This window comes from Desulfocicer vacuolatum DSM 3385 (assembly GCF_900176365.1).
GTDB lineage: Bacteria > Desulfobacterota > Desulfobacteria > Desulfobacterales > Desulfobacteraceae > Desulfocicer > Desulfocicer vacuolatum.
This window is the reverse complement of sequence record NZ_FWXY01000011.1, coordinates 51,122-67,465: the sequence shown is the minus strand read 5'-3', so window position 1 is coordinate 67,465 and position 16,344 is coordinate 51,122. Positions and strand designations below refer to the sequence as shown.

General features: G+C 45.7%; 12 protein-coding genes. 2 read left to right on the top strand and 10 right to left on the bottom strand.

Annotation, left to right across the window (positions count from 1 at the left end):
• Positions 1-27: 27 nt before the first annotated feature.
• Positions 28-771 carry a histidine utilization repressor gene (gene hutC / locus B9A32_RS11260; RefSeq protein WP_084069472.1) on the top strand — a complete coding sequence of 248 codons (744 nt, stop codon included), beginning with the start codon at positions 28-30 and terminating at the stop codon, positions 769-771.
• Between the two features lie 108 nt (positions 772-879).
• Here hutC (B9A32_RS11260) and ftcD read toward each other — a convergent pair whose 3' ends face one another.
• From ftcD to B9A32_RS11245, 3 genes are all read right to left on the bottom strand, one after another.
• Positions 880-2,496 carry a glutamate formimidoyltransferase gene (ftcD, locus tag B9A32_RS11255; RefSeq protein WP_084069470.1) on the bottom strand — a complete coding sequence of 539 codons (1,617 nt, stop codon included), beginning with the start codon at positions 2,494-2,496 and terminating at the stop codon, positions 880-882.
• On the bottom strand, positions 2,493-3,278 hold the full coding sequence (hutC, locus tag B9A32_RS11250; RefSeq protein ID WP_084069468.1) for a histidine utilization repressor: 786 nt from the start codon (positions 3,276-3,278) through the stop codon (positions 2,493-2,495). Before hutC (B9A32_RS11250) ends, ftcD begins: the two co-directional genes overlap by 4 nt.
• An 82-nt stretch (positions 3,279-3,360) precedes the next feature.
• Positions 3,361-4,800 carry a trimethylamine methyltransferase family protein gene (locus tag B9A32_RS11245; protein ID WP_084069466.1) on the bottom strand — a complete coding sequence of 480 codons (1,440 nt, stop codon included), beginning with the start codon at positions 4,798-4,800 and terminating at the stop codon, positions 3,361-3,363.
• A gap of 776 nt (positions 4,801-5,576) precedes the next feature.
• On the opposite strand from B9A32_RS11245, the gene B9A32_RS11240 reads away from it, so the two are divergent.
• On the top strand, positions 5,577-6,782 hold the full coding sequence (locus B9A32_RS11240) for an NAD(P)/FAD-dependent oxidoreductase (protein ID WP_084069465.1): 1,206 nt from the start codon (positions 5,577-5,579) through the stop codon (positions 6,780-6,782).
• Between the two features lie 374 nt (positions 6,783-7,156).
• Here the strand turns inward: B9A32_RS11240 and B9A32_RS11235 are convergent, their stop codons facing one another.
• From B9A32_RS11235 to B9A32_RS11205, 7 genes are all read right to left on the bottom strand, one after another.
• Complete coding sequence (locus tag B9A32_RS11235; RefSeq protein ID WP_084069463.1) at positions 7,157-7,483, bottom strand: transcriptional regulator; 327 nt, start codon at positions 7,481-7,483, stop codon at positions 7,157-7,159.
• A gap of 95 nt (positions 7,484-7,578) precedes the next feature.
• On the bottom strand, positions 7,579-9,762 hold the full coding sequence (gene recD2 / locus B9A32_RS11230) for an SF1B family DNA helicase RecD2 (protein ID WP_084069461.1): 2,184 nt from the start codon (positions 9,760-9,762) through the stop codon (positions 7,579-7,581).
• Positions 9,763-9,774: 12 nt separating this feature from the next.
• Entirely contained in the window at positions 9,775-10,332 is a 558-nt protein-coding gene (gmhB, locus tag B9A32_RS11225; RefSeq protein WP_084069593.1) for a D-glycero-beta-D-manno-heptose 1,7-bisphosphate 7-phosphatase, read from the bottom strand.
• A 297-nt stretch (positions 10,333-10,629) separates the two neighbouring features.
• On the bottom strand, positions 10,630-11,418 hold the full coding sequence (locus B9A32_RS11220; RefSeq protein WP_084069459.1) for a septal ring lytic transglycosylase RlpA family protein: 789 nt from the start codon (positions 11,416-11,418) through the stop codon (positions 10,630-10,632).
• Positions 11,411-13,768 (bottom strand): endopeptidase La, encoded by a 2,358-nt coding sequence (gene lon / locus B9A32_RS11215; protein WP_084069458.1) that lies wholly within the window; start codon positions 13,766-13,768, stop codon positions 11,411-11,413. Before lon ends, B9A32_RS11220 begins: the two co-directional genes overlap by 8 nt.
• A 17-nt stretch (positions 13,769-13,785) precedes the next feature.
• A complete protein-coding gene (locus B9A32_RS11210) occupies positions 13,786-14,229 on the bottom strand; it encodes an Hsp20/alpha crystallin family protein (RefSeq protein WP_084069456.1) in 444 nt (147 codons plus the stop codon).
• Positions 14,230-14,607: 378 nt separating this feature from the next.
• On the bottom strand, positions 14,608-15,840 hold the full coding sequence (locus B9A32_RS11205) for an MFS transporter (protein ID WP_170923797.1): 1,233 nt from the start codon (positions 15,838-15,840) through the stop codon (positions 14,608-14,610).
• Positions 15,841-16,344 lie beyond the last annotated feature (504 nt).

Below are 16,344 nucleotides of genomic sequence, written 5' to 3'. Positions count from 1 at the left end.
CAATTAACCTTGGAACGATTAATAAATATGCCTTTAAATCCTATAGAATCAACTATCGCCCCCAGCCCTTTATATCAACAGGTAAAGGATCATATTCTGGAAAAAATTAAATCGGGAAAGTGGAAACCAGATATGAAGATTGATTCTGAAAACAGCCTGGTAAAAACCATGGGGGTTTCACGCATGACCGTGAATCGGGCTCTTCGTGAACTCACGGCAGAGGGCAAGCTGGTTCGCCTCCAGGGCGTGGGAACCTTTGTGGCCCGCCACAAACCCCAGACTGAATTGTTAAGGATTCGTTCCATTGCCAGGGAAATAATAGAAAGGGGAGGGGAGCACTCCTGTGATATCCATTTGTTGCAGCAGGAAAAAATCAGCCCAAAGGTAGCCTCAGACATGAAACTTAGATTAAATATGCCGGTTTACCATGCCATCCTGGTGCACAGGGACAATGGTGTTCCCATCCAACTGGAAGATCGATATATCAATCCGGTTGTGGCCCCGGATTTTTTAAAACAGGATTTTACCCGCATTACCCCCAGTGACTATCTGCAGGCAATATGTCCTGCCATGGAGGTGGAGCATGTTATTGAAGCCATGATGCCGGATAAGTGGAGCAGAGAGCTATTGGAAATTTCCCGTGCAGAACCTTGCTTGATTCTTCACCGCCGAACCTGGATAAACAGCACAGTGGCCACCCAGAATCGTTTCATTTATCCAGGATCACGCCATAAAATTGGAAGTCGTTTTTACCCTTCATGTGCAACATAAGGTGTTCCACGTGAAACAGACCAGGGGAAGTTTCACGTGGAACATGTCACGGAGAGGGAATACGTTGATTATTTTTCTTGTCTGAACAACGCATCCTTTAAAGTAAAATCATATTTGATCCAGGATGGCCAGCACTTCAGCGCATTTTTCTCTGGATCGTTTTTCCATGGCATTGGCTTCCTCAAGGATTTTTATTTTATAATCCTCATCATGGATATCCTTTATATTAATCAACACATTCTGATACGCACCCCAGATACCTGTTTCCAGTGCCCGTGCCCCCACCTGGGTATCGGATTTTGATGCAGGATTTCCGTACCGGGCAACTTCACAAAGGGCATCCCAGGCTTTATCTCCCAACCGCATGGTTCCCAGGGGAATATTGATGGCCGTTTTAAGTCCTGCCTGCATCTTTGCAGTTCTGGCTGTTTTTTCTGCCTCTGTTGCCCTGGGCATGCGAAGTCCTTCCATGTATTCATTAAAGGCAGAAGTATCTGCATCAATCATGGGAATCAACTGTTTGGTCAATTCATGGAGTGTGGGAATATTTTTGCGCATGTGGGAATCCACGGCCTCAAATTTTCTTACCCCCTGGGTGAGTTTGGCCACCATGGAACCAAGGCCTGTTCCCACGGCTGCCATGGCAGCCGATGCAGAGCCTCCCCCCGGGGCCGACGTGCGGGCCGCAATTTCTTCAATGAATCCCCTTACTGTCAAGTTGGCCAGGGGCTCTTCCGGCGGTTCTGCCACAATGTATTCAATGATTTTATCCTGGGGATTAAATACTGCCACAGAATTGAGTCCCAGACGTTCAATGGCCAGGCGAACTTTTTGATCCTCTTCATAGATAAAGAGATTTTCCTTTTCAATGTAATAGTCCGCTGCCATGATAAGCGATTCCAGGGGGACAATACCCACAATTTCAGAACCGGCCACAGCAATATTCAAGGCCTTTGCTTCCTCTTTCACTGCTTCAAAAAGGACATGGATGGGGGTTGTGTTATAATTGTTAAGATTCACAGTGACCTGGGCCATATTGTACTCATCCACAAACCAGCCCATGCCTTTCACCTCTTTTAAACGCCCAGGATCATCATCCCCCCTGCCAGCCTCCCTCAGGTTCAAGGCAATGCGGTGGGCCTGGTTGGAGGTTCCCAGAATATTCACATTATAGGCAATGAGGAACATGCGGGCACCTGTGGCTGTGATTCCCCAGGTGGGAACAAACTCAGAAGGGCCAAAATCAGGTTTCCAGCGGGGATCTTTAAGACGCTCCTCCAGGGCCTCATATTCACCTTTTCTGACATCGGGAAGTTTACGCCGGTAATCGTGTTCTGCAGCTTCCTCATAAAGGAAAAAGGGGATATTCAACTCTTCAGACGCTTTTTTTGCAAACTGTTTTGCAATGTCTGCACACTCTTCCATGGTAATGTTGGCCACAGGAATAAACGGACACACATCCATGGCACCAAACCGGGGATGCTCTCCCTTGTGCACACGCATGTCTATCTTTTCTTTGGCCACCCGGGCAGCAGCCACGGCGCCTTCAATGACGCTGTCAGGATCTCCCACAAAGGTGTACACTGTTCTGTGTGTGGATTTTCCCGGATCCACATCCAACAGGGTACATCCCTTTGTTTCACGAATGGCATGGGCAATGGCATTGATAACAGCTTCATCCCGACCTTCGGAAAAATTTGGCACACATTCAACGATTTTTTTCATTTTTTATTCCTTTTTTTATTTGATTTGTTTTTCCCATATTGTTCCACGTAATTTTTAAACAGCGGTTTTAAGCGAGCTCCCATGCGGTGGGCGGTTCCCGGGTAGGTCATTCGGCTGTGGGTGGCCACCCGATGGCTGTCCCAGGTTTGACGATGCAAAATAAGACAAGGGTCATGGGGGGAAAGATTGAGCAGCTCCTGGGCCATCTCATCAGGATTCAGTGCCTCAATAATATGTTCAACATCTTTGATCTGAATGGTTTTCAACAAATATGCCACCGGAGATATTTTTGAAAAATCTTGCTTCAAAAATTCAGGTGCAGATAACGGATGAATAAATTGATCCTCCAGCATCACCGGTTTGTCATTGCTCTTGTGAACAATGATGGAGTGAAATACTGGCGTATCAATTTCAATTTCCATGGCTGCCGCCAATTCAGGATACGCTTTTTCCATGGTATTCATATGAATCTTACAGGAGTAAATGCCTCCCCTTTGGATAATTTCTTCATCAATGGAGGAGATCTCAAACAATGAGGTCAACGGTTTGGGATGCGCCACATAGGTTCCCACGCCCTGAACCCGCACCAGATCTCCGCTGTCTGTTAATTCCCGCAGTGCACGGTTAACGGTGATGCGGGAAACCTTCAGCAGTTTCACAAGCTCATTTTCCGAAGGAATACGGGCATCAGGAAGCCACACTTCAGTTTTAATCTGTTGAAGAATAAACTCTTTAACCTGTTCATAAAGGGGCTTGGGCCCACTGTGTGATAGTGTCGTCATTATGCTTTCCCCATCTTTGCCAAAATTTCTTTTTCCCCTCCTTGGGCAATCGCTCCAATTTTAAAATAACTGCCCATGGCAGTTATTTTAAAAAGTTGTCAACTATCTTTGAAATGGCAGCCTGCTTTTCATGGGGGACGGCCAGGGGTTCATGGGTGTCAAGAATATAATTCAGCTTGGTGCGTGCCCGGTCCAACAGGGAAGTCCTTCCCTGCTCAACCCACTTATCATGCCCTTGGCGAAAAAACAATTCCGGTTCCCACTGCACATTCCTCAAATGTTTAATGGTATGGGGGGTGGTGAGAAACTGCCCCTGGGCAAATCCCTGGGAAATGGCATCCATGGCAAGGGTATCGTCATTTATGGGAATGCCTTTGTACATTCGCTGAATCTGATCCACCATTTCATTGACAATGACAATCATATCCAGACTGCCGGTGAGCCCAAAATCAAGATATCCCACATCATGGTTAAGGTTGGAGCCTGCAAAAACAGACATAAAAGCTTCAAGACCTGCCTCGTAGGATGCCTGCATATCCGGAATCTGGGCATCACTGGTACCGCCATATCCCCAGTTGGGAATATCCAGATGATTACTCATCTCGATCATGGCCATGTAAGTGAGAAGATACTCCGGTGCATTGTAGGAACACTGCCCGCTTTTCATATCCAGAACCGCTGCACCAATGCCCATCAAAAAAGGACCTCCGGGGGCTGCGAGCTGGTGAACCACCATGCCGAAAAAAGATTCGGCAAGCCCCTGGACAATGTGACCGGCAACACTCATGGGTGCGGTGGAGCCTGCAATGGGGGCAGGAGAGTAAATCACAGGGGAGCCGGTTTCTGCACAGAAAATCAGTTTGTCCAGGCTGGTAAAGGGATGTTTCAGGGGACTTATGGGTTCGGCATACTGTATCCAATATGGTTTTTCCCGCAACTCTTTTTCACTCCCCCGCAAAATTTTGGAAATTTCCCACATGGCCTCAAGATCATTTCGATTTTCCGAAGTATTAACAATGGGTTTTGTACAATTTTCAACCATGGCTTTAAAGCTTGCCAGATACGAAAGAGCAGGATTCATTTCATGGGGGTGGGCAAAGGACATGATAAAATCGATATTGGGAAGAGCATCACATACCCTTGCTGCAGTTTTAATGTCTTCCAGAGAGGTACGATGGCGCTGCATGTTTTTAGACTCCACAGACCACATCAAATCAGAACCAGTACCAAAATAAGCCCGTCTGCCGCCAAGATCCATGGCATGATTTCCCTCACGGTCATACATGGCAATATTATTGGGCACCGTGCTTCTGGCTTTTTCCACCAGGGCCGCGGGCACTCGAACCATGCCGTCTGTTCCCACCTTGCACCCGGCATGGGATAACAGTTTTAATGCCCCTTCATGCTGAACCAGCATACCGGTTTCTTCCATAACCTGCAAAGCAGATGCATATAATTTTTTTTTATCTTCCTGACTTAAAAAGGTAAGCCTGGGCTCAAACCCGATTTCAAAATCCGACATCACACAATCTCCAATAACTATTTGTTGTTCCACAAAAAGAATAAATTTTCACAACAGGTTGCCTTGTTAGCATAATAAATCAACTTAGGTTGAAATAACTTGTACATACAAGATATAAATAGTTATACAGGAAGTCAATCGAATTTTTTTCCCTGGATCGTGATGATGATATGATTCACATATCGTGAAATTTGAATTTTGTAAGGTATTTTTATATTTATAAAATTTTTTTGATCAATTATAATTCACGCAATTTGTAAAATACAACGCAATTTAAAATTTTTCCAAATAGGAATACGTTTAAAATACTTTAATTATAACGGATTTAGGGGGGCTATGTTTTCAATAAGACTATATCATCTCTTTGGATTTAAAGTTAAAAATCAACCCATCCCAAAATCTAAAATTTCTTTGCTCCGCAAATGATTAAGTTAAATAATTTCAAAAAATTATAATTTATACTTCAAGTCCGTTATAATCAAAAAACCGATTAAATCATTTTCATTTTGCTATTCTATCCTTTATTTGCAATAGTCCTATGATCATCCATCTCATAGAATAAATCTCGCCCATTGTATATTCATATATTTTAAATAGTGGTATGATATTTGCTTTTATTAGTTTTTCAGTCAGGGCCAAATGATATACAAATTCACATTGTGCTTCATAAATAAATGCTTTGACTAACAATTTATAAATCAAAAAATATTTAATATAATAAGCGCATAAATTTTGAAAAATTTTAACTATTTTTTACCAAGGCAAGGAGAGAGGTAATGGGTAATATTTATGTGGGTAAAGAGTTTGGCAACATCACAGCAGATGCTGTGGTCATCGGAGGCGGTATTGTAGGTACAGCAACGGCATTCTGGCTTTCTAAAGCCGGAAAGAAAGTTGTTCTTTTAGAAATGCGGGATGGCCTTTCCTCCTTGACAACGGCTGCCAGTGCTGAATGTTTCCGCACCCAGTTTACGGAAAAATCCATGGCAGATCTGGCCATGGAAAGCCTTAAAATGTTTGAGAACTTCAACGAAATCGTGGGAATTCCCGATGTTGAAATCGGTCTGACCCAGCGGGGATATCTCTTTGTCACCGATGATGAAGACATGGTTCCGGAACTGGAAAAAGCTGTGGATAGATACCACGAACTTGGGGTCACATCTGCTGAATTTTTAAAAGGGAAGGCCCTGCACGAAAAATTTTCTTTCCTTGCCCCCGAAGCAAAAGCTGCCACATTTAATGAAGAAGAAGGCTGGTTTTCCACCCATGAAGGCACCTATGCCTTTGCCAAGGGCAGCGATGATGCCGATTTTTATATGAAAACCAAGGTCACCGGCATTCAAACCGATGATGACGGCATCTGCGGTGTTGAAACCAGCCATGGCAACATTGAAACCCGCATGGTGGTTAACTGTGCCGGTCCCTTTGCTGCTGAAATCGGAAAAATGGCAGGAGTGGAGCTTCCCTTTAAAACCGTACGACGTCAAAAGGCTTATATTAAAACATCTGCTGACATGTTACCGGAAAAAGCCCCTTTTATGGTGGATCTCATCAATCACAGCTACTGGCGTCCCGAAGCCGGTGGGGTGTTGTGCGCCTGGGTGGACCCTGATGAACCGGAAACACCCCCCAGTGAAGACCTTCCCACGGACTGGGATTTTGCTGCAGAATCCATCCATCGTGTGTCCCGGCTCAATCCCTTTTTTGAAAACATTGCTGAAAACATTGTGGCTTCAGACATTGATGTGTCTGCGGGCCAGTATGTTTATACACCCGATGACAAACCTGTCATCGGCCCCTGTGATGATGTAAAAGGGCTTTATCTCAACTGTGGATACTGGTGTGGTGTAATGATGGCCCCGGCTGCGGGAAAACGCATTGCCGATCTGGCCACAGGTAAAATGGAAAACAAGGATAACCCCTTACGATACTCCCGATTTGAAGAAGGAGTTGTGGAAAAGGGTGCCACCTTCCTCAAATAAACTGTTTTTTCATACAAAGATACGCCTCAAATCAGGGAGATATTTCAAGCTTTGTTATGGGTAGACCGGGGTTAGAATGCGGTCTGCCCGTGGCAATTTTTTATATGAAATACTCCGTAAACCGGGGCGTATTTCAAGCTTTGCTGTGGGTAGGTCAAATTCCAATATGATCTGCCCATGGTAGTTACTCAACTTTCGGGCTTCATTTCAAAGCTGGCATTTTTAAATGTACCGATGGGCTCAGTGTGCCGACAAGGTCAGGCTTTTGTTATTGATGTTATCGACCAAGGCCTTTGCCAACGAAAATTGCACCTCGGGGTCGGCATCATACAATTTCCAATATTCGTTGTGCCCGTCAGGACATGTAAATTGATTTATCCTTTTCCATCATTACCTTTACCCTCTGCTACAATCTGAAACAAAGCAGACGCGATCCTCCCGTCCCTGCACATGGGGCACTTACCCGGCTTTTTAAATGTTTTACGTTTTTTAAATTGAAACCCGCAATCCAGGCAATGGCACGGTTCCACTTGAATCCTTTTCTTCTGCTGCCTCACTGTTTTTTCGATGAAGGCCAGATGGTGATAAACATCCTTTTCCATAATACCAATGGATTGGGATAAATCCCGTACCGACCGAAGTTCCTCCTCCAGATACGTAATAATCTCCTGTCTGACGGTTTGATTTCTTTCATTGCTCATGGTAAATACTCAGCTCTTTATTTGTGCCCGACAGGTCTTTTATGTATGGCACCGGCGTGCAGACAAAAAAACGCCAAGGCAAAATTTCACCGCAATTAAGCCCGAATCTTCTGGCTCAACCCGGAAAGACGAAAATCAGTACGGTTATTATTAAGGGCAATCTCCACAGCCCGCCTGGACCCCACCAGAATAACAAGGTGCTTGCCCCGGGTCATGGCCGTGTACAACAAATTTCGCTGGAGCAAGGGATAGTGCATGGTGGTGATGGCAATAACAACCGCAGAATATTCAGACCCCTGGGATTTATGCACAGACACGGCATAGGCCAGGGTGAGTTCGTCAAGCTCCATGATATCGTAATCCACCAGCCTGCCGTCATAATCCACCACCAGCCGGTTTTCAGATGCCACCACCTCATCCACCACACCAATGTCACCGTTAAAAACATCTTTCTGGTAATTATTTTTAAGGTGCATCACTTTGTCACCGGTCTTAAACACCATGCCGCCTGCATTAATCCCCCCCGGGGTGCGGTTCAGCACCGACTGAAGCTGCTGATTGAGATTAATGGTGCCGGTCTCCCCCTTGTGCATGGGGGTGAGAACCTGGATGTCATTGACATGGGAAAAAGCATTTTGAATTCTGCCGTTGCACAGCTCCAGTATGGTGCTCACCACCCGCCGGGGATCATTGTTTTCAATGAAATAAAACTCAGACAACCCTTTATTGTTTTTATCCCGTTCCAGACAGGGCATCTGCCCGTTTCTGATGCAGTGGGCATTCATCACAATGGGGCTTTTTTCAGCCTGTCGAAAAATTCGGGTTAAGGAAAATGTTTTAACCGCACCGGATTTTATAATATCAGATAAGACATTCCCCGGTCCCACCGACGGCAGCTGAAAAATATCCCCCACCAGAATCAACACAGATGTTATGGGAACCGCCTGGAGAAGATGATACATGAGCATGGTATCCACCATGGAGGATTCATCCACAATCATCACATCGATATCCAGGGGATTGGTGATATCCCTGCCAAAGGTGGCATCATCAGGATCATAGAGCAGGGTTTTATGAAGTGTAAACGCTTTACGGCCCGTCACTTCAGCAAGACGCCTTGCGGCCCGACCTGTGGGGGCCGTAAGCATTACACTCTGTTTTAACTTTGCAAAAATTGAACACACAGACCGCACCAGTGTGGTCTTTCCGGTGCCGGGACCACCGGTGATCACCACCACCCGGTGGGTGAGAATCTCTTTCACCACTGCCATCTGCTCGCCGGACAATTTCAGGGCCAGGCGTTTGAGAACCTCTTGTTCAATGATCTGTTCATCCAGCTCAAAGGGTGGCGGCCCAATGGAGAGCATGGCCTCAATTCTCTGGGCAATGCCTTGTTCTGCCCGATGGAGACGCTTTAAATAAATTTTATCATCTGTTTTTATATCACCATCTGAATCTGATTCCTGTTCATCCATTTTTTCAATGATAATTTCACCTGCCTGTTCAAGGAATGCCAGGGCCGTGTTCATGCTCTCTTCCGGGGCAGCGGTGATTTGAACGCATTGCTGAAACAACTGGGATCTATGGGTAAAAACATGCCCGTCAGCCTCCCATTTCAACAAATAATGTACAACACAAGCTTTGAGCCGGTCCGGGTCATCTCGCTTTACACCGGCTTTCATGGCAATGGTGTCTGCCACCTCAAACCCGGCTTCCGGGATATCCCTGCTGATCCAGTATGGATTTTTTTTTAATATCTCAAGGGCCTTGGAACCATAAAAATTAAGAATGGCTGCGGCATGGGTCACCCCGATGCCATGCTCTTGCAAAAACTGCATCACCCGGCGAACGGCATGATGACTGTCCCAGGCTTTTATGATACGATCACATTTTGCTTTTCCGATGCCCTGGATTTCCCTGAGGCGATGGGGTTGATTTTCAATGATATCAAGGGCATTCTCCTGGAATCGAGCCACGATTTTATCGGCCATGGTCTTACCGATACCCTTTATGATACCAGACCCCAGATATTTTTTAATGCCCCCCACTGTGGCAGGTAAAATCACTTCAAAGGATTCCACTTTGAACTGCTCGCCGTATTTCACATGGGTCACCCAGCTTCCCTTTAGTGAAAGGGTTTCCCCCTGGGCTACCCCTGCCATGTGCCCCACAATCACCACCGGTTCCCTGGTGCCATGAACTTTTATTCTTGCAATGGTGTAGTGATTTTCTTCATTACGGAAGGTGATCCGGGACAAAATGCCTTTAATGGTAATCATGGAGGGCCTTGATCACCGTGGAGAGGTCTGGATAATAAGTCGGGCCGCTGCCAAGAGGTCTTCAACAACATGGTCAGGGGCGTACTTCGGGGATTGAAGAGTCTTTAAAGCGTTTTCACCGTTGCCGGTTTTCACCAGCACGGATTTACCGCATCCAGCATTACGGGCACATAACATATCCTTGGCACTGTCCCCCACCATGCAGGTCTCTTTCAGATCAAGGGAATATTTTTTTTGGGCCTGTAAAATAAGACCGGGTAAAGGTTTTCTACAGGAGCAGTTTTCCCGGGGGGTGTGGGGACAGAAAAAAATATCCTTAATGGTTCCACCTTCAGCTGCAACACCACTTTTTAATTTATCAAAAATAGCATCAAGGGTGGCAGGGGTCACCATTTTTCGGTTAATGACCGATTGGTTGGTGATGAGAATAATATCAAAACCATGGGCCGTTAAAAGGGCCATGGCCTTTGTACTGCCGGGAATAAAATGAAACTCGTCCGGGGTTTTAATGTAATCCGGGGAATCCACATTTATGACACCGTCCCGGTCAAGGAAAATTGTATTTAGCATGGGCTCATATTTTATTATTTTTATATTATTCAACCTTGGGTTAATCATGGAACCACTGATACTGCTAAGTATCAAACCCCTTCCATATATGCCACCCCAAAAATAAATTCGGGCTTGGTTCTAACGTCGCCCAGTGCCTATACTCTAAGCAGTCGATGAGTACAATTTAGGATAAATTAGAAAGGGTTAACGGTTATTTTCTGATGCGTGTTACCCAAAGTGGGCCAAGTTAAAACCAAACCCATAAATTCTATCAGATTTACCCCGAAAATAGCGCCCTGGGTTCTCCATATTGTTTCACCGGGCCACGGTAAAAGCACCCTTTATACCCGATTTACTGAGCTTTAATTTAAAAGCGTCTGCGGACTTCAACCGGGAAAATTTTCCCACACGCACCCGATAAAAGGTTCCCCGATAATCCGTATGGGTTGTTATGTGAACATTTTTATATCTGGACAATAATTTTTTCTTGTATGCCCGGGCATTGGAAAGAACGCTGAAGGCCCCCACCTGGACGGTGAAGTCTCCATTCCAGCAATCCACAGGAATATATTTTTTATTATTTTTTCCAGAACTTTTTCCCAGGGCCACCACCTTTACCTTTGCCGTTCCCGGTCCCACCACCCCCAATTTTTTTGCCCCGGTATAAGACAAATCAATGATTCTGTCGGCAACAAAAGGCCCCCTGTCATTGATGCGAAGCACCACTTTTTTTTTATTATCAAGATTGGTCACCTGGACCCAGGTATTCATGGGAAGGGTTTTATGGGCTGCGGTCATGGCATACATGTTATAGGTTTCTCCATTGGCTGTTTTTCTGCCATGGAATTTCTTACCGTACCAGGATGCCAAACCTTTTTGGGAAAATCCTTGGGCATGGGACAGGGGATAATAGGTTTTGCCTGCAATTTTATAGGGCTTGAAGGTACCTGTTTTTTTGCCGGGCACCTTCTGGGGGGAGGCACTGTCGAACCCTTTGAATTCATCCGGGGGGGAAGCGGGGGGCGAGGATGAACAGCCCCCCACACACAGAATCACACACACCAGGATAATCAGAACAGAGTCAATGCGCAGATGATCAGACATCCAGCTCCAGGGCACGATGAAGAACATCGTTCATCTTATCCGTAAAGTGGAAATCCATGGTTTTTCTGATATTTTCCGGAATATCTTCAATATCTTTTTCATTCCACAGGGGCAGGATTAAACTTTTTATACCGGCCCTGTTGGCGGCAATCACTTTTTCTTTTATGCCACCCACCGGCAGCACCTCACCTCTTAAGGTGATTTCACCGGTCATGGCCAATTTATTTTTAACTTTTTTACCGGTAACAAGGGAAGTTAAGGCCGTTAGCATGGTGACACCGGCAGAGGGGCCGTCTTTGGGAATGGCACCGGCGGGCACATGGATGTGAATATCATGGGTGTCAAAAAAATTATCTTCAATCTTTAATTTTTCCGCATGGGATCGAATATAGCTCATGGCTGTGCGGGCAGACTCCTTCATCACATCCCCCAGCTGACCAGTAAGAATCAAATTTTTATTGCCCTTCATGGCCGATGCCTCAACAAAGAGAATATCTCCGCCCACAGGGGTCCATGCAAGGCCCACAACCACACCGGGCACAGTGATATTGGTGCCGTTTTCCACCATATTTCGCACCGAGCCAAGATACTCATGAATATCTTTTTTACCCACGGACACTTTTTCAACCTCACCCTGGGCAATTTTACTGGCAACGCCCCGGCACACCGAACCGATCTCCCGTTCAAGGTTTCGCAGGCCGGATTCCCGGGTGTACCCGGAAATAATATCCTTAAGGGCACCCTTGGTAACAGTGATCTGGGAGGTTTTCAATCCATTGGCAAGGCGCTGTCTTGGCAATAGATATTTGGTGGCAATCTTCAATTTCTCATCTTCGGTGTAGCCATTTAGTTCCAGTACTTCCATGCGATCCCGCAGGGGGGCGGGAATGGTGTGAAGCACATTGGCTGTGGTGAGAAAAATCACATCGGTGAGATCAAAGGGCACATCGAGATAATGATCGGTGAAGGAGTAATTCTGTTCTGGATCAAGCACCTCGAGAAGGGCGCTGGAAGGATCGCCCTGGTAGGAAGAACTCACCTTGTCAATTTCATCCAGCATGAAAACCGGATTACTTTTTCCGGCCCTGCGGATCTCCTGGATGATTCTGCCGGGCATGGCCCCCACGTAGGTCCTGCGATGACCGCGGATTTCCGCCTCATCCCGGACCCCGCCCAGCGCAATGCGAACAAATTTTCTCCCCAATGCCCTTGCAATGGATTTACCAAGGGAGGTCTTACCGGTACCCGGAGGGCCGGAAAAACAGAGAATGGGACCTTTGGAATCCTTTTTTAATTTTCGCACGGCCAGATATTCAATGATTCTTTTTTTCGGTTTTTCCAGACCATAATGATCCTGATCCAGAATTTTACGAGCCGCCTTGATATCAAGTTTATCTTTGGACTTTTCAGACCATGGAAGGGAGGTCAACCAATCAAGATAGGTGGATGCCACCACATACTCCGAAGAAGAGGGATGCATGCGGGACAAACGAGTCAATTCCCGTTCTGCTTCTTTGGCAGCGTCCTCCGGCATTTTTTTTGCAGCGATTTTTTTACGATATTCGTCGATCTCCACGCTCTCATCATCGGTCTCGCCCAATTCCTCTTTGATGGCCTTGAGCTGCTGGCGAAGATAATACTCCCGCTGGCGTTTATCCATGTCTTCCTTGACCTGGGTTTGAATTTTGGATCCCATTTCAAGGATTTCCAGCTGATCCGCCACCAGGCGGGTCACCTTGGTCAATCGTTTTTTAACATCCAGAATTTCCAGAACTTTCTGTTTTTCAAGGATGGGTGCATTAATGGTGGAAGCCACCATATCTGCCATCACATCCGGCTCTTTAATGGATTTTACCATGCCGCCGATTTCCGCTGGCAGCCCCGGTGAAAGGGAAACAATTTTTTCGTACTGATCCACCACATTGGACATGAGTGCCCGGGTCTCTTTATCGTCCTTTAAATTTTCCCCCTCAATGGTTTCAATGCGGGCCTGGATGTAAGGTTTACCCTCTATAAACTCTTTTACCTTGAATCTACTCAAGCCCTGGATTAATAACTGGGCCTTGTTATCCTCTATTTTGGCCATTTTTAAAATAATGGCCACGGTGCCGATGTCATGGAGATCCTTTGAAGAGTGGCGGGATGTCGTATCAGAACGCTTTGATAACAACACACCCAGCATTCTGTCACCGGCCATGGTCTCATCAATGAGTTTGATGGCCTCGTCCTGCATGATCACAAGGGGCAGGACCATTTTAGGGAACAAATTTGTATCCACGATGGGTAAAACAGGAAGGGTCTCCGGGATGTGATCTGGGCTGACATTTACGGAAGTCTGAAGTTCACTCATGGGAAATTCCTATGTGTTTATCTGTAAGATATTTCAACGGTTTCGGTTCTTTCCACGGGAAGTTTTGCAAGGCTTATTTCAAGGAATCCATTGGAATATGCAGCGGAAACCTTATCCACATCAATTAAGGATGGCAGATAAAGCACCCTTTCAAACCGACCGAACTGAATTTCAGCAAGTCTGAATGTGGCCGGGTGTTCCGGGGGTTTCCGGCATCGGCTTCCCGATATTTTAACGGCTTTGTTGCTCACCTGGATGGTGATATCATCCTTTTCAACCCCGGATATTTCAGCTTGAATGGTAATATGATGCCTGGATTCTAAAATATCCATCTGGGGTTTCCAGATTCGCTTTGAAAGGCAAAACATGGGATTAATGGATTGAAACATATCCTGTCCCTCTCTCTCTCCCCTTGAAGATCGCTCAAAATCTTCACCAAAAATAACTTCTAAATATTCCATTGCAGAAAACTCCTGAAGCTGTGTTGATTTAAATGAACACTGCAATATACAAACAGGCAGTTAATACTGTTAAGAATACCATTGGGTTTTAAGCTTGTAAAGAAGGAATAAAACATGGAACTCAAACCGAATATTTACACCTGAATTTTTCGGCATGCTTCATTTATGGTTTATACTTTTAAGAACAATGTCCCCATTTTGAGGACAAATTTTCAAAAAAGTGTAAACTACTTTTGGCTCATATGATGGATGCCAATTTTTCAAAGCCATGTTTTCATAACCGCCACAGGTGGAGCACCTTTTGACCTCGGTCTGCCCTCAACAAAGCGTGAAATACGCCCCTGCTTTGCGAAGTATTTCACATAAAAAGCTTTATAATTATTTTTTCCCATGGTCAAGCGATTGCTGTTGGGGATGCCATTTTTTTGTTCCCCAGAAGAGGCAGGCAAGGCCTGCAAGGCTGAAAATAAAAGAACTGTAACACACCACATTGATACCCATTGCGTGCCAGACAATCCCCCCGAAAAAGGCACCGGCAACCCTTCCAAGACCTGCTGCACCAAAAAAAAGAGACATCATGGTGGCACGGGCACCGGGAATCAACTCGGTACACATGGAAATAAAAGAAACAATGGTGAATTCAAAGGAAAAAAATATTAAAAAGAGTGCGCCCAATGCGGCCCACATGGAAAACTCGGACACCGGTATGAACAGATAAGACAAGCCGCTCAATAAAAGCCCGCAACACACCGAACGCTTCAAACCGAACCGATCCGCCAGCAGGGCTGTGCCCATGGAGCCACAAAGCTCCCCCACACCGATAACGGCCGTACCAAGCCCAAGATCCACCACAGAAAAGTCAAACAAATTTTCCAGCCAGGCCCCATAGATGACAAAGAGATTATCATTGGCAAAACTGACAAAAAAAGCAAAACCCATGGCTCCCAGGGCCCGGGGATTTTTAAAAAGGGGGGCCATGGATGTCATCAATCTGTTGAGTTTGATTGAAAATTTCATGCCCCCGGACACCGCTTCCATCCGGGAATCATCCTCTATATAGACTGCAACCAGCCAGAGACAAATAAGACCGGAGGCTGCCAGAACCAGAAAAGGGGCCTGCCAACCCATCTTAGATATGATCCATCCGGCCAGGGGAATACCGGCCAGGGTGGCAGCGGCCCAGCTGATTTCAAGAATCCCCACCACAAGCCCCCGTCTTTTATAACTCACCCGGGTTCCCACATAGGCCTGGATGGCGGGATCAAAAAAATTCTTACCAAGCCCGCAAAGAAACATGGCAACCACAAAGCTTAAATACAGGGGCAGAAAGCCCACCAGCACCATTCCAAAAATAAGAATAACAAGGCCTGCCAGCATCATGCGCTTATACCCGGTGTGATCACCGATACTGGAGGTAAAAATACCGATCAGGGCAGTGGCCTGATTCAGGGCAATCACCGAGGTTACCGCTGTCAGCGGCACACCAAGCCCCCGGCTGATAACAGGTGCAAAGGGATAAATAAATCGGTTGGTGGTGTTGATGATAGACCTTGTCGCAAAAGCTGCAAGCAAAGTTCCCAATATCCCATTTTTATGTTTATCTGTTGTCACGGATTTTCTCTTTTCAATTCACATTTATAATGATGCCTATCTCCATATGCATCAAAGAGACCTGTTTATTTACTCAACTTTCGGGCTTCATTTCAAAGCCGGCATTTTTAAATGTACCGATGGACTCAGTGTGCCGACGGGGGCAGGCTTTTGTTATTGATGTTATCGACCAAGGCCTTTGCCAACGAAAAAAGCCTCGATAATGTCAATAACGAAAGCCTGACCCCACCACGAAATGCGAACACCGAAAGTTGAGTACTTAATAGCTGCCACGGGCATCTGCTCCCTGCCCAACGAAGCGTGAACTATTCTACATTTTATATAACCACCACGGGCGGACCGTATTCTGATCCCGTTCCGCCCACAACAAAGCTTGAAATACGCTCCTGATTTGAGGAATATTTCATATAAAATTTAAAAAACAACTGTTCATAAAATAATCATTACTTATAAATATCGTTTGATTTTAGACCTCCAGCGGGATATTGTTTTTTTTAAATCACT